Below are 16939 nucleotides of genomic sequence, written 5' to 3' on the forward strand. Positions count from 1 at the left end.
CCAGCCGCAGGTCATCACCGGTCCACTGCGTCGTAAGGTGCATCTCACACCCGAAGAGCTGGAGGCTGCGGTGACCGCGACGACGCCGACCGACACGGTGCTGGCCGAGGTGATGGCCGAACTGGCCGCGCTGGAGGACCACCGGACACGCGAGGTGAACGCGAAACACGGTGACGACCACGGTGTGCACCTCGGCAAGCTTCGTGCGGTCGCCAAGCGGCTCAAGACGCAGCAGGAACTCGCCCGCCAGCTCTGGAGGACCGGCGACACCGCGGCGAGACTGCTGGCGCTCCTGATCTGCCGTCCCAGGGCGTTCGAGCGTGCCGAGCTGGACGCCATGCTGCGCGAGGCACGCGCGCCCAAGGTGCACGACTGGCTCGTGAACTACGTGGTGAAGAAGAGCCCGCACGCCGAGGAGCTGCGCCTGGCCTGGTGCGCCGACCCGGACCCGGTGGTCGCGAGCGCCGGCTGGGCGCTGACCACCGAGCGCGTGACGAAGAAGCCCGAGAGCCTCGACCTGCCGGGACTGCTCGACGTCATCGAGAGCGAGATGAAGGACGCGCCGGATCGCCTCCAGTGGGCGATGAACCACTGCCTGGCCCAGATCGGAATCGAGCACGCCGCGCACCGCGCTCGCGCGATCGACATCGGCGAACGCCTGGCGGTGCTCAAGGACTACCCGACATCCCCGGGCTGCACATCTCCGTACGCGCCCACCTGGATCAGTGAGATGGTGCGCCGCGCGCACACCTGACCAGCGCGTCGAACCAGCCCATGGTGGCGGCGGCGCGGGGAGCGCCCGGACCTCCCCGCGCCGCCCCGTCGTCAGCCCTTGAGCACCCGGTCCCAGTCGACCGTCTTGGCCCAGTCGGCGTAGCTGTGCCAGGCCACACCCGGGAACTGCGCCCGCAGAGCGGCCACGTCGACGAAGTCGGTGTTCTCCTCGAAGCGCTGGAACATGTCGGCGATCTCGTCGCCCGCCCACTGCCGGACCTGGGCGATGGGCATCTGCCGGTACGGGATCTCCCGACCGATCGCCCCGCTGAGGATCTGGGCCGCCTCCTCGCCGGTCACACTGTCGGAGGCCAGGTCGATCCGCTTGCCCACCAGCTCGTCCGGGTGCTCGATGGCGTACACCGCCAGGCCGGCGATGTCGAGGACCGTCACCTGGTCCAGCTTCTTGCCCGGCGACAGGGGGTTGGACAGGACGCCGTCACCCAGGCGGCTGAAGTTCAGGTTGAGCACGTTCTCGATGAAGTAGACCGGCCCGAGCACAGTGGATCGCACGTCCTGCCCCCGCAGGTACGTCTCGACCACCTGCTTGCTGTCGGCGTGGTCGATGTCGCTGTCCACCAGTTGGTCGGCGCCCCGGACCGACGAATACACCAGGTGGGCGTCGGCACGCGCCGCGGTGTCGACGATCAGACGCCCCTGGGCGATCTCCTCCTCCTTACCGCCATCGCCGAAGGGCACCGAGAGCCCGAAGACCGCGTCGACGCCGCTGGCCGCCCGGCCGAGCGCCTCGGCGTCGGCGAGGTTGCCGGCGGCGAGCTGGACGCCCCGGGCCGCGAGCGCCTGGGCGGTGGCTGATTCGGGCGCGCGGACGTACGCGACGACCTCGTGGCCATGGTCGAGGAGCAGGTCGGTGACCGCTCCTCCCTGGTTGCCGGTGGCACCGATGACGAGAACCTTGGTCATGGCTGCGTCTCTCCTTGTGTTGGTCGTGCCGGGCTGGTCGGCTGCGGGTGTCAGTGGGTGCCGGCCGGTCGTCGCCGCGCCGACGACGAGGCCAGGACGGGAATGAGGACGGCGGCGACCGCGAGGTGCAGCAGCACGAGCGAGAGGTGGTCGCCGTCGCTGCGGAAGGTGCCGCTCCACGGCATGGTGGCCAGCAGCAGCACCAGGGCGGCGACCGTCCAGAGCAGCGTGGCCCGCCGCGGAACGAGCCGTTCGAGGACGGCGAGCAGCCCCCACCCGGCCAGGGAGGGCAGCAGGGCGACGGCGATGGTCTCCACCGCGCCGATGTCCTGTGGCTCGTCCGAGCCGAGGGCCGGGGCGTACAGGTCGTGGCCGATGACCGGCTCGATGAGCACCCAGGTGAGCAGGGCGACGAGGACGGCCCCGGCGACCCCGGCGAGCCGGATCGGCCACAGTCGGGTGCCGGAGGCGGACGGGGCGGGCGCGAGGTCGGTGGCCATGGCGGGTCTCCGTGCTGTCTCGCCGGAGCGCGCGTCGGGCGCGTCCTGCTCGGTCGGGGAATTCATCTCAGCCTCTCCACGGCGGTCAGCGTACGCTGTTCCACGCACGAACACCGTTCTAACAGCAAACACCGGATGCCGTCAACTACGATGAGTCGACCCGCAGACGAGCGAGCGATGGAGGCACGCGTGACGCAGGCGATCCCCACGCCGCCGTGGCAGACGCCCCCCAAGCCCCCACCCCGGGCCCCGCTGAGCCAGGAGCTGATCGTCACCACCGCCCTGCGGGTCCTCGACAGCGAAGGGCTCGACGCGCTGAGCATGCGGCGCGTCGCCCAGGAGCTCCAGACCGGCCCTGCGTCGCTGTACGCCCACGTCGCCAACAAGGACGAGCTGCTCGACCTGCTGTACGACCGGGTGCTCGCCGAGGTCGAGATCCCCGAACCCGACCCGGAACGCTGGGCCGAGCAGGTCAAGGAGATGCTGCGCTCACTGCGCCGGGTCTTCCGGTCGCACCGCGACCTGGCCCGCGTGTCACTGTCACGGATCCCGCTGGGCAGCAACGGCGTCGTCGGGATGGAGCGCACCATGGCGCTGATGCGCGCCGGGGGCCTGCCCGACGACATCGCCGCCTACGCCGGAGACCTGGTGACCTCCTTCGTCACCACCGAGACGCTCGACGACGCCTTTCCCGGCGACGGCGTGGACACCGGCGCCGTGCAGGCGTACGTGGCGCAGATCCACGGCTACCTGACCTCACTGCCCCCGGACCGGTTTCCCAACCTGACGCAGATGGCCGGGCCGATCACCTCCCTGGACTCGGAGCGGCGCTTCGAGCTGGGCATGGAGATCATCCTCCGGGGCCTGTCGACGTACGCCGAGCCGGCCTGAACCGTCCCGCGCGCCACCTGTCGACGCGCGGGACGGCCGGTCAGGCCAGGCAGGTCAACGGCCGACCCCCGTTGTACTCGATCATCTCGGCCACCACCCCGGCCACCGGCAACGGCGCCCCGGGCGGGCCGCCGGCCAGCTCGGCGTACGCCCGGTGCAGGTTGCCCACCACCCGCTCGGGGTCGAGCAGGTGCGCGAACTCCGACCAGTCCGACTCGCGGGCCGCCTCCAGTGGGGTGCGCCCCTGCGGGTATAACTCGGCCGCCACCTCGGTGACCCGCCGCAGGTAACGCTCGGTGACGTCGAAGATCTCCGGGCCGGTCACCGGACCGTGCCCGCAGACCACCGTGCGGGGCCGCAACGCCCGCAGCCGCGCCACCGCGTCGAGAGCACCGGAGACCGAGCCGAACAGCAGGAACGGCGTGCAGGTGGACATCAGCACGTCCCCGGCGAACAGCACCCGCTCGTGCGGCAGCCACACCACGACGTCGTTGGTGGAGTGCGCCGGACCGACGTGCAGCAGCTCGGCACGGCGTTCCCCGACGTGCACCGTCAACTCGTGCGCGAACGTGACGTCCGGCAGCACCACCCGGATGTCACCCCACCGCACCTCCGGCCAGAGCCCGGTCAGCGCGAGCCCGGTCTCGGCCATCTCCTGACGGGCCCGCTCGTGGGCGATGACGGTGGCCGACGGCGCGAAGATCTGGTTGCCGAAGGTGTGGTCGCCGTGGTGGTGGGTGTTGACCAGCGTGCGGACCGGGCCGGCCCGCAACCCGGAGATCCGGTCGGCGAGGACACGGGCCCGCCGCTCGGTCGCCGCGGTGTCCACCAGCAGGAGCCCGTCCGGCCCGGTCACGATGCCGGCGTTGCTCAGGCACCAGCCACCGTTGGGTTGGGTGTACGCGAAGACCCCGTCGGCCACCTCGGTCAACTCGGCCGCCACCGACGCCACGGCCGGCCCCGCCACGGTCATCGTCGGGCAGCCGCGTACGAGCCGGCGTGCGCCAGCGTCGTGCGGCTGTTACGACCCAGTGCGGAGCGGATGAACTCGCGGGCGTCGGCGAGCGTGGCGCCCGCGCCGAGCACCTCCTGCACCCTGGTCGGGTCGATGGCAACGGTGTGCTCCGCGGTCACCGTGGCACCGTCGTCGGTGTCGGTGAACAACCACCGGCCACTGTGCCCGAGCAGCAACCGGGGCGGGACCAACTGCTTGTAGACGATCCGCTCGACCGGTGTGCAGACCCGCACCGACCTGGTGGTGTGCGCCGAGCCGTCCTCGGTGACGGTGTCCATCTCCATGTCCTGCGTACCCGGGGCCACCTTGCGCAGCACCACCCGGGCCACGTGCGGCAGCCGCTGCGGCCACCGGTCGGAGCGGTTCACGAACTCGTACGCGTCGGCCGCCGCGCCGTCGACCGGCACCTCGTCGGCGAAGGTGAAGACGATGTCCTCGACCGGGTGCCCGGTGGTGGCGATCCGTGCCAGAGCCGCCAACTCCACCGGGCTGTTGCGGTCCAGTGCCTCGGTGATCCAGCGGACCGAATCGGCGTCGTCGTCGACGGCGCTGAACTCGTGCACCAGCAGGATCTCCGTGCCGCCGTCCACCGCACGGAAGATCCACTCGCCGCCCATCGAGGCGATGGGCGCCTGGCTGCGCTCCTGCGTGAAGCTGATCCGCAGCCCTGCCGGATCCAGGCTCCGGCGCGACGTCCAGGTCGCGACCTCGCCGCCGACCAGCGCCCAGAGCTGGAACCGCTCGGTGGACTCCGAGCGGTCCAGGTGGTGCACGTACACCGTCGGGGTGAAGATGGCCGGCCAGCGGGTGACGTCGGCCGCCAGGTCGTAGAGCACGCGGGGCGGCGCCGCGACGGTCAGCGTGTGTTCGGTCCGGTACGGCACGGCTCAGCTCGCCGTGGCCAGGCTGTGCCGGATCTCGTCCAGCATCGCCCGCGGGGTGGGCAGGCCGGCGATCTTCTCGTCCGGGATCGTGACCTTGTAGTCGCGCTCCAGGATCGCCGCCGTCTCCATGACGGCCAGGGAGTCGTAGCCCAGATCCTCGAACGGCACGTCGATGATGTCGCCGTCGAGGTCGACGCTCTCGTCCGCGCCGGCGCAGGCGGCCATGACGCGTCGGAGGTCGTCGAGGGTGATGTCGGTCATCTACCTGGTCCTCTCGATCAGTGGTGACGTCCGGCCGTGGTCTGACCGACCACGACCGCGGAGTTGAATCCGCCCTTGCCACGGGCGAGGACGAGGGCGTACGACAGCGGGGCCTGTCGGGGCTCGCCGTGCACGAGGTCGAGGCCGTAGTCGTCCGGTACCTCGACGGTGTGCGGCACCGGCGGGATGACCCCGTCGCGGATCGCCAGCAGCGCGGTGACGACGTCCAGCGCTCCCCCACCGGCGAAGAGGCGGCCGACCAGCGCCTTCGGTGCGGCAACCGGCACGCCGTGCGGACCGAAGATCTCCCGCAGCGCCTGCGCCTCGGTCCGGTCCAGCTCCGGGACGCCGGCGGCGTCCGCGAAGACCACGTCGACGTCGGACGGCCCGATACCGGCGTCGGCGAGGGCGGCCTCGGCCGCGCGGCGCAACGCCGGAGGACGCGGTGAGCCAGGTGGCGGGTCGAAGGTGGCGGCGTACCCGACGACGTTGCCGTAACCGGCGCCGGCGCCGCGCCGCCGCGCGGCGGCCTCGTCCTCCAGCACCAGGATGGCCCCGCCCTCGCCGGGCAGGTAGCCGGTGGCGTCCGCGGCGAACGGCCGGTACGCCCGGTCGGCCGAGTCGACGAGGCTGACCCGGCCGCTGGACAGGTGCGAGGCCCAGCCCCACGGGTCGAGCGCCGAGTCGACCCCGCCGGTGAGCATCAGGGGGGTGCCCAGCCGGATCGTGCGCCGGGCGTGCCCGATCGCGTCGAGGCCGCCGGCCTGCTCGGTGACGACGGCGCTGCTGGGCCCCCGCATGCCGTTGCGGATGGAGATCTGGCCGGTGTTGACCGCGTAGAACCAGGCAAAGGACTCGTAGACGCTGACGTACTCCGGCCCCTGCGACCAGAGCTTGTGGAACTCGCGGTGGGTGAAGGCGAAACCGCCGAGGGCGTTCGCCGTCACCACCCCCATGTCGTAGTCGGGCAGCGCGTCGGTGCGCACCTGAGCGTCGGCCAGCGCCAGGTCCGCCGCCGCCAGCGCGTAGCGGGTGGAGACGTCGGTCTGCGGCAGGAGCCGGCCGGGGATGTGGTCGCGGGCGTCGAAGTCGCGTATCTGCCCGGCGAGCCGGGCCGGATAACGGGACGTGTCGAACCCGGTCAGCGGCCCGATGCCGCTGACCCCGTCCAGCGTGGCCTTCCAGTACGAGTCGACCCCAAGACCGTTCGGGGCTACGACGCCCACCCCGGTGACCACCGTCGTCATCGCGTTCCTCCCACCCGGGTAAGCACCATCGCGCTCTGGAAACCACCGAATCCGCTGCCGACCGTCAGCACCGCGTCGAGCCGGCGCTCCCGCGCGACGACCGGCACGTAGTCCAGGTCGCACTCCGGGTCGGCGTCGTGCAGGTTCGCGGTGGGCGGCACCACGTTGTGCTTGATGGCCAACGCGCAGGCGGCGATCTCGATCGAGCCGATCGCCCCCAGCGAGTGACCGACCATCGACTTGATAGAGCTGACCGGCGTCCGGTACGCGTGCTCGCCCAGACTGCGCTTGAACGCGGCGGTCTCGTGCCGGTCGTTCTGCTTGGTGCCGGAGCCGTGCGCGTTGATGTAGTCGATCGCCTCCGCGTCGAGCCGGGACTCGGCCAGCGCGGCCCGGATCGCCTCGGCCATCTCCCGGCCGTCGGTCTTCAGGCCGGTCATGTGGTACGCGTTGCTGCGCGCCCCGTACCCGCTGACCTCGGCGTAGATGTGCGCGCCGCGCGCCACCGCCCGCTCGTGGGTCTCCAGCACGAACATCGCCGCGCCCTCGGCCAGGACGAAGCCGTTGCGGGAGCCGTCGAACGGCCGGGAGGCGCGCTCCGGCTCGTCGTTGCGCGGAGTGGTCGCCTTGATGGCGTCGAAGCAGGCCACGACGATCGGGGTGATCGGGGTGTCGGTCGCGCCGGTGATCATGACGTCGGCGCTGCCCTCCCGGATGAGCTGCGCGGCGTGTCCCACCGCGTCCAGCCCGGAGGTGCAGCCGTTGGAGACCAGGGCCACCGGCCCCTCCGCCCCCACCGTCCAGGCCACGTCCGCCGGCATCGCGCCGGGGGTGAGGTAGTCGAACATGTACGGCGACAGGTGCGTCGGGTCGACCTCCCACTCCCGCCCCCGGTCGGACAGGACGAGGTACTCGTTCTCCAGGCTCGTCGCCGCGGCGACCGCGCTGCCCAGGCTCACGCCGATCCGGTGCGGGTCAACGCCGTCGAGGTCGAGACCGCTGTCGGCCACCGCCTCCCGGGTGCACACCACGGCGAACTGGGTGGCCCGGTCCATCCGACGGATCTCCCGGGGGCTGAAACCCTCGGCCTCGGCGTCGAAGTCGCACTCCCCGGCCACCTGGGAGCGGTAGGGCGCGGGGTCGAAGAAGCTGATCCGGCGGGTGGCCGTGCGGCCGGCGGTGAGCAGGTCCCAGAACTGGTCGGCGCCGGAGCCGCCCGGCGTCCGTACGCCGATCCCGGTGACCACGACCCGGCGGCTCACGCGGACGCCTCCGGGGCCGGCGCCGGCAGGATGCTGGCGGCGAGCGTGCAGAAGACCGAGCGTGGCGGACCGGTGAGGCCAGGAAGCGCGCTCAGCGCTGCCCGTACCTCGGCCGACCTGGGGTTGTTCGTGAACGACTCGCGGTAGGCCGCCTCGCTGCTCCACTGGGCGTAGTTGACGACCTGGGTGCCGTCGGAGCTGATGTGGTAGTTGGCGGAGAGGAACCCGGGCACCGCCCGGATCCACTCCTGGACTCCCCCGGTCGCCAGCTCGACCAGCTTGCGTGCCGTCGCCGGGCCGTCGGTGGGGAAGGTGACGATCGCGACGAAACCCGCGTCCGTCCTGGTCGGATCCACTGTCTGCCTCCGAGAAGTGTGGTGGTCGTCAGCGACCGGCGAGCAGCCGGGCTGCGTAGGCGCTGGCCGCGGTGCCGAACTGCAGGCCGATGTGGCTGGCCGCCGCGTGCGCGTCCCGCCAGAACCGTTGCAGCGGGTTGTTCTCGGCCTGGGCTCGTGTGCCTGCCGTGGTGAAGAGTCGATCGGTCGCCGCGACCAGGGTCTCGGCGGCGAGGGCGCAGTCGCGGGAGCCTCGGGTGACCGCCAGCGGGGTCACGTTGCCCGCGTCCGCCACCAGCGCCACCCGCTCCAGCAGGAGCTGCGCCGCGTCGATCTCGCCGTGCGCCCGGGCCAGGGTCTGCTCGTACGCGCCCCGGTCCAGGGCGGAGATCGCGTTCGGGCCGCCGGTCAGCTTCTCGGCGACCCACGGGGTCCAGGCCGCCGCCGCGCCCCGCGCCGCGCCCAGCACCGGCACGGCGAAGGCCAGACCGTTGACGGCGCGCACCGGTACGGTGTGGCAGATCGCCTCGGCGGCCACCGCATCACCGCTGGCGATGCTCTCCCGGCTGCACCCGCGCCCGGTCGGGACGAAGACGTCGTCGAGGATCAGCGTGTTGCTGCCGGTGCCCCGCATGCCCATGGTGTGCCAGGTGTCGGCGACCCGGTAGGTGTCGCGCGGCACCGCGAAGAACCACGGCTGCGGGCGGTCCGCACCGGGCACCATCGCGCAGACCAGTGCCCAGTCGGAGTACTCGACGATGCTGACGAACGGCCAACTGCCGGACAGGCGCCAGCCCCCGTCGGTGGGCTCGGCCCGCCCCAGGGGCATCAGCGCGCCGACGATCAGCGCGTCCGGCCCGTCGGACCAGACCTCGGCCTGACCCTCGCCGGGCAGGTACGCGGTCATCCGGCCGAGCGCCGCGGTGAGCGAGGCGCACCACGCTGTCGACACGCACGCCTCGCCCAGCACGGCGACCGGCTCGATCAACCCGGTGAAGGTCGCGGCCCGGCCGCCGAACCGGGTCGGCACGAAGTGCCTGGCGAACCCGGCCTCCACGACTCCCCGGACCACCTCCGGGTCCAGCCTGCGGTTGATCTCCGCGTCGGCGGCGTTCTTGGCCGCCAGCTCGACGACGTCTCGCGTCGCCGTCAACAGGTCCGGCATGTCGGCCCCCTCATCGATTCGGTTCACCATGGCGTCGCGCGCTCGTACGCGACTCGTGCGGCAGTGGGTCGGTCACTCGGCCGGGGCCGGCGGCATCGGCTGCCAGTTGGTCTTCGCCAGCCACTGGTCGAGGGTGAGCAACCCGGGGAACTGGGCCCGCAGGGCCGGGATGTCGGCGTGGTAGCCGATGCCGTTGAGCCACCGGTAGGAAATGGACTGCCAGACCAGCCCCTCCGCGTGCAGCTGGTCCAGCGGCACCGACTCGAACCGGGCGGGCAGGCCGGTGTGCCGGCCGAACGCGGCGGCGAGCTCGTCGCCGGTCACCTCGTCACCGGCAAGTTCGATCTTGGCGCCGATGTGCCGCTTCGGGTCGTCGAAGGCATCGGCCGCGAAGTAGCCGATGTCCGGCCCGCTGATCATCTGAAGGGTGTTGGTCGGGCCCAGCCCGCGCCGGAACACCAACTCGCCATCGACCAGCACCAGCGGCGACATGTCGTGGTTGAGGTTCTCCATGAAGTACGACGGGCGCAGGAAGGTGAACGGCAGCCCGTTCTCGACGATGCGCTGCTCGATGGCGAACTTGGACAGCCGCCAGTTGATGCCCTCGGGCCGCTCGGCGCCGCCCACGGAGCTGTGCACGTAGTGCTGGACGCCCAACTCCTTCGCCGCGTCCGCGCAGGTCTTGCCGTGCCGTTCCTCGCCCTCCACACCGTGCTCGCTCATCGGGGTCTGAATGCTGAACACCCCGTAGGCGTCCTTCATCGCCTGCCGTACCGAGTCGGCGTCCTCCAGGTCGCCGACCGCCAGGGTCGCCCCCAGGTCGGCCAGCGCCCGCGCCTTCGCGGCGTTCGGGTCACGCACGAACGCGCGGACCGACCAGCCGCGCCGCAGAAGGTGACGGGCGGTCGATCCGCCCTGCTTGCCGGTGGCACCGAGCACAAGCACGGTCTTGTCCGAAGGGGACACGGTTGACCTCCAGAGGTGACGGAAGGGGCGGTGACGGGTGGCGTCAGGAACGCGGGACGGCGGTGACCCGCAGCCGGCCGGCGGACAGCTCGACGCCCTGGCCGTACATGCGGTCGGCGAACAGGCCGAGGCCGTAGCTGAACTGACCGGGCAGCACCGACTCCTCGACGCCGCCGTTGTCGCGCTTGAGGTACGCCGCGTCGAGGCAGCGCGTGCCGACCCGGTCGACCGACAGCACCTCGGCGCCGTCGACCCGCCACCGGGCCGTGCCGGTCGCCCGCTCGAAGGAGACCTCCAGGCGGTGCACCTGCTCGGGCGTTCGGTCGGCCACCGGGACGGCGTAGGTGAACGCCGCGAAACGCGCGTCCGGACGCAGCGCCAGCCGCTCGTACACCGCGTAGAGGCGCCGGTGGGTGAGGAAGAAGTCGAACACGATGCCGGATTCGAGGTCGACGGAGATGAGGCCGCCGGCGCCGAGCCGGATGTCGACAGTGGGTTCGGCGACGTCGTCGTACGGGTGGGCGTCCAGCCCGAACCCCCGCAGCGCCACGTCGGCCGACACGGTCAGCAGGTGTCCGTCGGCGGTCTCGAAACCCGGGCGGCCGGACGGGGACACGTGTGTGGTGAACGCCGCCCAGCGCAGGTGCTGCACCGGCGTCGCCGGCTGCGCGAAGGCCGGCGCACCGGTCCGGACGTCCACCCCGGTCGGTACGACCACCAGGCCGTCGGGGGTGGCGCGGACGACGCCGTCACCACCCGGCAGGGCGTCCACGGGGCGGAGCCGCCAGGGCGCCCCCGCCCCGATCCGTACGCCGTTGGTGAAGTCGTCCTCGAAGAGCTGCTGCGCTGTCGGTGCCGTCATCTGCGCCCCTCCCGGCTGGCCCGCGGTTGCAGGTCAACGGTGTCAGGGCGGGCTCGCGGCCCACTCGAAGCGCGCTAGGGCCTGTTTCATAAGGGCGGTCGAGCCGAGGCCGGTCAGTCCTTGTGAAACAGGCCCTAAGTCGGTCGGTCGGTCACGACTCGACGTCGCGGCCGGTCATCGGCGCGTCGTCGATCCCCCAGGTGATGATGCGTCGCGGCCGGATCCGGATCATGGCCGATCCGAAGTAGGGGTGCGGTGGCTCCACGTCCACCAGAGCCTCGGCGTGGCCTCGGATCTCGACGCCCCGGGCCTTCCACGGGTTGGTGGACGCCAGGTCGTCGACGACGAACGCCACCCGTGGATCGGCCTTGATGTTGCGGAACTTGCGGCTGGCGGTCAGGTTATGCCCGCCGATGTCGATCGTGCCGGTGTCCGGGTTGTAGGTGAACGCGACCGGGTTGTTCTGCGGTGCGCCGCTCGGCGCGACCGAGGCCAGCCGGCCCAGTCGCTGCGTCGTCAGGTACTCGATCTCCACATCGGTGAAAGACATCGGCCTATCCTAGGGTGTCGGTGACGATTCGACTGCGGAGCGCAGCGACCGATCGGGCGCCGCCGGGGTGGGCCGGTCGTGGGTCGGCAGCGACCGGGGCAGCCAGCGCAGTGCGATGGCCGCACCGGCCAGTGCCAACAGCGCCGCGAGCACCGCGGTGAGGTGCATCGCGTCGATGAAAGCCGCACGGGCTGCCGCGACCAGGGCGTCGGTGTCACCGCCCCGCGCCGCCGCGGCGGCCAGCGTCGCGTCGAGCGACTCCCCGGCGTCGTGGCGCATCGCGGCCGGCAGCACCGACAACTCGTCGGAGACGCCGGCGCGGTAGGTCGAGGCGAGCACCGAACCGAGCACGGCCACCCCGAGCACGTTGCCCACCTGCCGAATGGTGTTGTTCATCGCCGAGCTGACCCCGGCCTTCTCCCGGGGGATGGCGGTCATGATGGACATCGACGCGGCTGGCAGCACCGCGGCCATCCCACCGCCCAGCAGGGCGAACATCGGCAGCAGCGCCCACGGTGGCGTGTGCTCACGCACCAGGGCCACCCCGAGCAACGCGGCGCCCACCGACAGCAGCCCGGCGGCGCAGACCGCCCGCGGCCCGTAGCGGCGGACCGCCACCGCGCTGAGCGGGCCGACCAGGACGTTGGCGGAGGCCAACGCCAGCGTGAACGAGCCCGCCCGCAGTGGGCTGTAGCCGCGCACGCTCTGCAGGTAGAACGCGCTGAAGAACAGGAAACCCAGCATCGCGAAGGAGACGAAACCGACCGCCACCAGCGCGGCGGAGAAGGCCGGGTCCCGCAGGAAGGGCAGCTCGAAGGCGGGCTGGGCGGTGCGCCGCTCGTGCCGGACGAACAGCCACAGCGCGGCCACGCCGGCCAGGAGCGGCACCCACACCCGCGGGTCGCTCACGGTGCCCAACCGGCCGCCGTTGATCACCCCGTACACCAGCGCGCCGAGACCCCCGACCGACAGCCCCACACCCGGCAGGTCCAGGCCACGGTCGTGCCCCCGGCTCTCCGGCACCACCAGCAGCACTGCGACGACGCAGCCGAGCACCAGCGGCACGTTGACCAGGAAGATCGAGCCCCACCAGAACCGGGACAGCAGCACACCCCCGGTGATCGGGCCGATGGCCAGGGCGAAGCCCACCGCGCCGGCCCAGACCCCGATCGCCCGGGGCCGCTCGCGCAGCGGGAAGACCGTCGCGATCACGGCCAACGTGGACGGCATGACCGCGGCGGCACCGACGCCCATCACGGCCCGGGTGAGGATCAACGCCGCAGGGCTGTCGGCGTACGCCGAGGCGAGCGACGCCGCCCCGAACACCACCAACCCGAGCAGCAACATCCGCCGACGGCCGAAGCGGTCGGCCGCCGCACCGCAGGCGAAGAGCAACGCGGCGAAGACCAGGGTGTAGGAGCTGAGGATCCACTCCAACTGGCTGTGCGTCGCGCCGAGGCCGTGCCGGGCATCGGTGAGGGTCCGCAGCGCGACGTTCAGCACGGTGTTGTCCAGGATGATCGACAGCAGGCAGCACACCAGCACCGCGAGGATCCGCCAGCGTCGAGGGTGTCCGGAGTCGGGGGGCGACGGCACGGTGTCCTCCAGGTGGAAGCCGTCAGACGACGAGGGCGAGCTTCCCGCGTACGTGCCCGGCCTCGGCCTCACGGTGAGCGTCGGCGGCCTGCCGCAGCGGGTAGGTGCGCTGCACGTGCAACCGCAGGCCGCCGTCGTCGTACAGCCGGGTCAGCGCGGCCAGCGTCTCCGCCGACCGCTCGCCGCGCAGCATGGTGATGCCGTGCTGGCCGGCGGCGCGGAAGTTCGCGATGGTGCCGATCCTTTTGCGGTCCGACACCAGCTCCAGCGACACGTCCAGCGCCTCCTGGCCGCCGTGCGCGTCGAGCGCGACGTCCACCCCGGCCGGGGCGAGCGCCCGCACCCGGTCGGCAAGGCCGGCACCGTAGGCGACCGGTTCGGCGCCGAGCGACCGGAGGTAGTCGTGGTTGCTCGGGCTCGCGGTGCCGATGACGGTCGTGGCGCCGAAGGCCCGGGCCAGTTGCACGGCGACCGTTCCGACGCCGCCGGCGGCGGCGTGCACCAGCACGGTCTGCCCGCTGGAGACCTGCAGGGCGCGCAGCCCGTTGTAGGCCGTCTGGCCCACGGCGGAGAGCGAGCCGGCGGCCTCCCAGGGCAGGTCTGCGGGCTTGGCGACCACCTGGTCGACCCCGACGACGAGCACCTCGGTGTACGACTGCATGAAGGCGAAGCCCAGCACCTCGTCGCCGACGGCGAAGCCCGTCACGTCCGGCCCGGTCTGGTCGACCACGCCGGCGAACTCGTTGCCGAGCACCTGCGGGAAGGTCGCCGGGTAGATGGACTGCATGAACCCGGACCGGATCCGACAGTCGATCAGGTTGACGCCGGCGGCACGCACCCGCACCCGAAGCTGGCCGGGCCCGGCGTCCGGCTCGGGCACCTCCAAGGGGCGCAGGACGTCAGCGTCGCCGAACTCCGTGATCGCCATCGCGAACGGCATGGGGGTTCCTTTCAGTGCTTTTGGTAAGTGGAATCCCATTGTGGCGGAGAGGGGCGGGCCCCGGTGTCCCGACGCCCGCCCTCGCGCGTCACTTGGTGACGTTCACCCGGGCCAGCTCCACCGCCGGCAGGGCCGGGTCGGGGAAGCACTGGAACGGGCCCCACTCGTTCAGGATCGGCTGGTAGCGGAACCAGGCGAAGCCCGGCTCCACGTAGCTGCCGCCGCCGGGGGCGAACACGATCGCACCGGCGTTCTTGCCCGCCTTGATGTGCAGCGACAGCGTGGGCAGGTCGAACTCGACGCCACCGGTGAACGGCCCGCTGCTGCGCACCACGAGCGCGCCGTCGCGCTCCTCGACCCAGGTGAACGCCTGACCCAGACCCGACCCGCCGACCAGCGAGTAGCTCTTGACCTTGGCGTTGCGCGGGATCGCGTACGCCACCTGGACGTCCGTCACGGTCTGGTTGTACTGCGCGAACGCGGTGATCGGCGTCGGGTCGAGCGTCACGTCGAACTCGGTCCCGGCGGTCACCGTGGTCGGCGCCGAGACGTCGAAGTCACGGCTGTAGGCGACCGGGTGGAAGCCCTGCTGCACCGTCGTGCGGCAGTCGTAGGCGACCGTGCTGTGAGTGCTCACGGCCGCCGTCGGTGTAGCGGCGCCCGGGCTGGCGTTCGCGACACCCACCGACGCGAGCACCCCGGTGAGCGCCACGGCACCCATGCCGAGCCGGCCGATCCATCTCGTGTTACCTGCCATCTCATCTCCTTGTGAGGTACCGAAGCGAGCCAGGATGGACGCTACGGACGGTGGCCTGAAACTGGCTCGAAGCTCAGTCCAGCCCCGGTACGAGCACCACCCGACCGGGGTGGGCCCGGCTCTCCACCAGTTCGTGCGCCTCGGCCGCGTCGGTGAGCGGCAGTCGCGCGTGGACTGTCGAGCGCAGCCGTCCGTCGAGCAGGCGGGAGGTCAGGTCGTCGAGGACGTCGCGGTACTCGTCGGGCCGGCTGCCCCGCCAGGCCGACAGGGCGAACCCGGTGACGTAGCGCAGACCGATCAGCTTCATCAGCGGCACGGTGGGCACCGCCAGCTCGGCCGCCGAGGACCCGAAGAAGACCAGGCGACCGCCGGGCGCGAGCAGGTCGAGTCCCTGCTCCACGACGTCGCCGCCGATGCTCTCCAGTACGACGTCGACGCCGCGCCCGCCGGTCGCGGACCGCACCTCGTCGGCCCAGTCGGTCCGCGTGTAGTCCACGGCGACGTCCGCGCCCAGCGAGCGGGCGAAGTCCCGTTTGGACGCCGATCCGGCGGTGGCCACGACCAGGCCGGCAGCCGCGGCCTTCGCGAGTTGCACGGCCAGGTGGCCGATGCCGCCGGCAGCCGCGTGCACCAGGACCGTGTCGCCCTTGCGCAGCAACGCGGTGCGCAGCACACCGCCGGCGATCAGGCCGGTGCCGGGCAGCACCGCCGCCTCGGCCGCGTCCAACGCGTCCGGCACCGGCACCAGAGTGGTGGCGTCCACCACGACCTCCTCGGCGTACGCGCCGTGCAGCGTGAAGGCGCCGACCCGGTCGCCGATCCGGACACCGTTCACGCTGTCGCCGACGGCGGTGACCCGCCCGACCACGTCACCGCCCAGCACCACCGGGAACACCGGTCGCCACATCGGCGCCGGGAAGACGTCGCGCCGCATCTGGGTCTGCGCGTACCCCACGCTGATCGCCTCGGCCCGGATCCGAACCGCGCCAGCGCCCGGCTCCGGCCGGGCGACGTCGGCGGCGACGAGCACCTCCGGCCCGCCGTAGCGGTCGAACTGCATCACTCGCATGTACGCGCTCCAATCAGGAAGGTTCGGCCCGAGCGCGGGCGAGGGCGCCGAGCACCGCCAGGTGCAACCGGTCCCGTTCGGCCGCCAACTCGGCATACGTGCGATCGCCGTACGCCTGCTCGGTCTGCGTGACCAGCAGCTCCCGCGTCTGGTCGGTCAGGGCCGGGGTGCCCAGCTGCGCCCAGCCGCGTTCCAGGCCGGAGCCCAGGTGGGACAGCCACCCGCGCAGGCCGCCCTCCCCGCCGCCGAGGTGGAACGCCTGGAACGGGCCCATGGTCGACCAGCGCAGACCGATCGAGTTGGTGACGAGGTCGTCCAGTTCCGGCACCGTCACCACCCCCTCCACCACGAGGTGGATGCACTCGCGCAGCAGCGCCGACTGGAGGCGGTTGGCGGCGAACGCCGGCAGGGCGCGGCGCAGCAGCACCGGCTGCCGGCCCACCGACCGCAGGAACGCCATCGCCTCGCTCACGGCCGCCGCCGCGGTGGCGGAGCCGGCGACGACCTCCACCAGCGGCACCAGGTGCGGCGGGTTGAAGGGGTGTGCCACGACCAGCCGGGCGGGGTCCCGCATCCGGGCCCCGAGGTCGTCGGGGACCAGCTTCGACGTCGACGACAGCAGCAACGCCCCGGTGCCGGTCTGCTCGATCGTGGCGAACAGCCGCTGCTTCAGCTCCAGGTCGTCGGGCGCGTTCTCGGACACGACGTCGGCGTCGGCGACCGCGCGGGCCAGGTCCGGCTCGAACTCGATCCGGTCCAGCAACGCCGCCGGGTCCGGCGCGCCCGGCAACGCGGGTGCGAACAGCTCCAGTGCGGCACGTACGACCTTCTCCGCGTCCGGCCGGCGGCTGTTCACCCGCACCGGCAGACCGTGTGCGGCGAACAGCGCGATCCAGCCGGTGCCGATGGTGCCGGTGCCGATGACGACGACGGCTCCCACC

19 protein-coding genes are annotated in these 16939 nt (G+C 72.1%); 2 read left to right on the top strand and 17 right to left on the bottom strand.

Annotation, left to right across the window (positions count from 1 at the left end; translation table 11 throughout):
- Positions 1 to 112 precede the first annotated feature (112 nt).
- Positions 113 to 754 carry a DNA alkylation repair protein gene (locus HNR22_RS07705; protein ID WP_218907400.1) on the top strand — a complete coding sequence of 214 codons (642 nt, stop codon included), beginning with the start codon at positions 113 to 115 and terminating at the stop codon, positions 752 to 754.
- Positions 755 to 825: 71 nt separating this feature from the next.
- On the opposite strand, the gene HNR22_RS07710 is transcribed toward HNR22_RS07705, so the two are convergent.
- Together HNR22_RS07710 and HNR22_RS31205 are read right to left on the bottom strand one after the other, a co-directional pair.
- Positions 826 to 1698 carry an NmrA/HSCARG family protein gene (locus HNR22_RS07710; RefSeq protein ID WP_179779759.1) on the bottom strand — a complete coding sequence of 291 codons (873 nt, stop codon included), beginning with the start codon at positions 1696 to 1698 and terminating at the stop codon, positions 826 to 828.
- A 50-nt stretch (positions 1699 to 1748) separates the two neighbouring features.
- Positions 1749 to 2198, bottom strand: coding sequence for a DUF6069 family protein (locus HNR22_RS31205; RefSeq protein WP_246380737.1), 450 nt, complete (start codon positions 2196 to 2198; stop codon positions 1749 to 1751).
- 189 nt (positions 2199 to 2387) lie between these two features.
- On the opposite strand from HNR22_RS31205, the gene HNR22_RS07720 reads away from it, so the two are divergent.
- A complete protein-coding gene (locus HNR22_RS07720) occupies positions 2388 to 3089 on the top strand; it encodes a TetR/AcrR family transcriptional regulator (RefSeq protein ID WP_343059726.1) in 702 nt (233 codons plus the stop codon).
- A 40-nt stretch (positions 3090 to 3129) separates the two neighbouring features.
- On the opposite strand, the gene HNR22_RS07725 is transcribed toward HNR22_RS07720, so the two are convergent.
- From HNR22_RS07725 to HNR22_RS07795, 15 genes are all read right to left on the bottom strand, one after another.
- Entirely contained in the window at positions 3130 to 4062 is a 933-nt protein-coding gene (locus tag HNR22_RS07725) for an MBL fold metallo-hydrolase (protein ID WP_179779761.1), read from the bottom strand.
- Positions 4059 to 4988 carry an SRPBCC family protein gene (locus HNR22_RS07730; RefSeq protein WP_179779762.1) on the bottom strand — a complete coding sequence of 310 codons (930 nt, stop codon included), beginning with the start codon at positions 4986 to 4988 and terminating at the stop codon, positions 4059 to 4061. The genes HNR22_RS07725 and HNR22_RS07730 overlap by 4 nt, the downstream gene beginning before the upstream one ends.
- 3 nt (positions 4989 to 4991) lie before the next feature.
- Positions 4992 to 5249 (bottom strand): acyl carrier protein, encoded by a 258-nt coding sequence (locus HNR22_RS07735; RefSeq protein WP_179779763.1) that lies wholly within the window; start codon positions 5247 to 5249, stop codon positions 4992 to 4994.
- Positions 5250 to 5266: 17 nt separating this feature from the next.
- Entirely contained in the window at positions 5267 to 6496 is a 1230-nt protein-coding gene (locus HNR22_RS07740) for a ketosynthase chain-length factor (RefSeq protein ID WP_179779764.1), read from the bottom strand.
- On the bottom strand, positions 6493 to 7758 hold the full coding sequence (locus tag HNR22_RS07745) for a beta-ketoacyl-ACP synthase II (RefSeq protein WP_179779765.1): 1266 nt from the start codon (positions 7756 to 7758) through the stop codon (positions 6493 to 6495). The genes HNR22_RS07740 and HNR22_RS07745 overlap by 4 nt, the downstream gene beginning before the upstream one ends.
- Positions 7755 to 8114, bottom strand: coding sequence for an antibiotic biosynthesis monooxygenase (locus tag HNR22_RS07750; protein WP_179779766.1), 360 nt, complete (start codon positions 8112 to 8114; stop codon positions 7755 to 7757). The genes HNR22_RS07745 and HNR22_RS07750 overlap by 4 nt, the downstream gene beginning before the upstream one ends.
- Before the next feature lie 28 nt (positions 8115 to 8142).
- Positions 8143 to 9258, bottom strand: a complete 1116-nt coding sequence (locus HNR22_RS07755; RefSeq protein ID WP_179779767.1) for an acyl-CoA dehydrogenase family protein — start codon at positions 9256 to 9258, stop codon at positions 8143 to 8145.
- Positions 9259 to 9330: 72 nt separating this feature from the next.
- Positions 9331 to 10224, bottom strand: a complete 894-nt coding sequence (locus HNR22_RS31210) for an NmrA family NAD(P)-binding protein (RefSeq protein WP_179779768.1) — start codon at positions 10222 to 10224, stop codon at positions 9331 to 9333.
- A gap of 43 nt (positions 10225 to 10267) precedes the next feature.
- Positions 10268 to 11086: a DUF6081 family protein gene (locus tag HNR22_RS31215; protein ID WP_179779769.1), complete on the bottom strand. Its 819-nt coding sequence runs from the start codon at positions 11084 to 11086 to the stop codon at positions 10268 to 10270.
- Positions 11087 to 11237: 151 nt separating this feature from the next.
- Complete coding sequence (locus HNR22_RS07770) at positions 11238 to 11636, bottom strand: PPOX class F420-dependent oxidoreductase (RefSeq protein WP_179779770.1); 399 nt, start codon at positions 11634 to 11636, stop codon at positions 11238 to 11240.
- Between the two features lie 9 nt (positions 11637 to 11645).
- On the bottom strand, positions 11646 to 13232 hold the full coding sequence (locus HNR22_RS07775) for an MFS transporter (protein ID WP_218906233.1): 1587 nt from the start codon (positions 13230 to 13232) through the stop codon (positions 11646 to 11648).
- A gap of 22 nt (positions 13233 to 13254) precedes the next feature.
- Positions 13255 to 14172 (bottom strand): NADP-dependent oxidoreductase, encoded by a 918-nt coding sequence (locus HNR22_RS07780; RefSeq protein WP_179779771.1) that lies wholly within the window; start codon positions 14170 to 14172, stop codon positions 13255 to 13257.
- An 88-nt stretch (positions 14173 to 14260) separates the two neighbouring features.
- Complete coding sequence (locus HNR22_RS07785; protein ID WP_179779772.1) at positions 14261 to 14929, bottom strand: hypothetical protein; 669 nt, start codon at positions 14927 to 14929, stop codon at positions 14261 to 14263.
- Between the two features lie 73 nt (positions 14930 to 15002).
- The gene (locus HNR22_RS07790) at positions 15003 to 15998 is read right to left on the bottom strand and encodes a quinone oxidoreductase family protein (RefSeq protein WP_179779773.1); all 996 of its coding nucleotides are present in this window, start codon (positions 15996 to 15998) and stop codon (positions 15003 to 15005) included.
- 13 nt (positions 15999 to 16011) lie between these two features.
- Positions 16012 to 16938 carry a 3-hydroxyacyl-CoA dehydrogenase NAD-binding domain-containing protein gene (locus HNR22_RS07795; protein WP_343059727.1) on the bottom strand — a complete coding sequence of 309 codons (927 nt, stop codon included), beginning with the start codon at positions 16936 to 16938 and terminating at the stop codon, positions 16012 to 16014.
- Between the last annotated feature and the right edge of the window lies 1 nt (position 16939).

This window comes from Micromonospora jinlongensis (assembly GCF_013410645.1).
Taxonomy (GTDB): domain Bacteria; phylum Actinomycetota; class Actinomycetes; order Mycobacteriales; family Micromonosporaceae; genus Micromonospora; species Micromonospora zamorensis.

What these genes read in the sequence shown, in the direction of transcription:
- HNR22_RS07705 (WP_218907400.1), top strand. Translation starts at nt 113, where the DNA reads ATGGCCGAACTGGCCGCGCTGGAGGACCACCGGACACGCGAGGTGAAC.
- HNR22_RS07710 (WP_179779759.1), bottom strand. Translation starts at nt 1,698, where the DNA reads ATGACCAAGGTTCTCGTCATCGGTGCCACCGGCAACCAGGGAGGAGCG.
- HNR22_RS31205 (WP_246380737.1), bottom strand. Translation starts at nt 2,198, where the DNA reads ATGGCCACCGACCTCGCGCCCGCCCCGTCCGCCTCCGGCACCCGACTG.
- HNR22_RS07725 (WP_179779761.1), bottom strand. Translation starts at nt 4,062, where the DNA reads ATGACCGTGGCGGGGCCGGCCGTGGCGTCGGTGGCGGCCGAGTTGACC.
- HNR22_RS07735 (WP_179779763.1), bottom strand. Translation starts at nt 5,249, where the DNA reads ATGACCGACATCACCCTCGACGACCTCCGACGCGTCATGGCCGCCTGC.
- HNR22_RS07740 (WP_179779764.1), bottom strand. Translation starts at nt 6,496, where the DNA reads ATGACGACGGTGGTCACCGGGGTGGGCGTCGTAGCCCCGAACGGTCTT.
- HNR22_RS07755 (WP_179779767.1), bottom strand. Translation starts at nt 9,258, where the DNA reads ATGCCGGACCTGTTGACGGCGACGCGAGACGTCGTCGAGCTGGCGGCC.
- HNR22_RS31215 (WP_179779769.1), bottom strand. Translation starts at nt 11,086, where the DNA reads ATGACGGCACCGACAGCGCAGCAGCTCTTCGAGGACGACTTCACCAAC.
- HNR22_RS07770 (WP_179779770.1), bottom strand. Translation starts at nt 11,636, where the DNA reads ATGTCTTTCACCGATGTGGAGATCGAGTACCTGACGACGCAGCGACTG.
- HNR22_RS07780 (WP_179779771.1), bottom strand. Translation starts at nt 14,172, where the DNA reads ATGCCGTTCGCGATGGCGATCACGGAGTTCGGCGACGCTGACGTCCTG.
- HNR22_RS07785 (WP_179779772.1), bottom strand. Translation starts at nt 14,929, where the DNA reads ATGGCAGGTAACACGAGATGGATCGGCCGGCTCGGCATGGGTGCCGTG.
- HNR22_RS07790 (WP_179779773.1), bottom strand. Translation starts at nt 15,998, where the DNA reads ATGCGAGTGATGCAGTTCGACCGCTACGGCGGGCCGGAGGTGCTCGTC.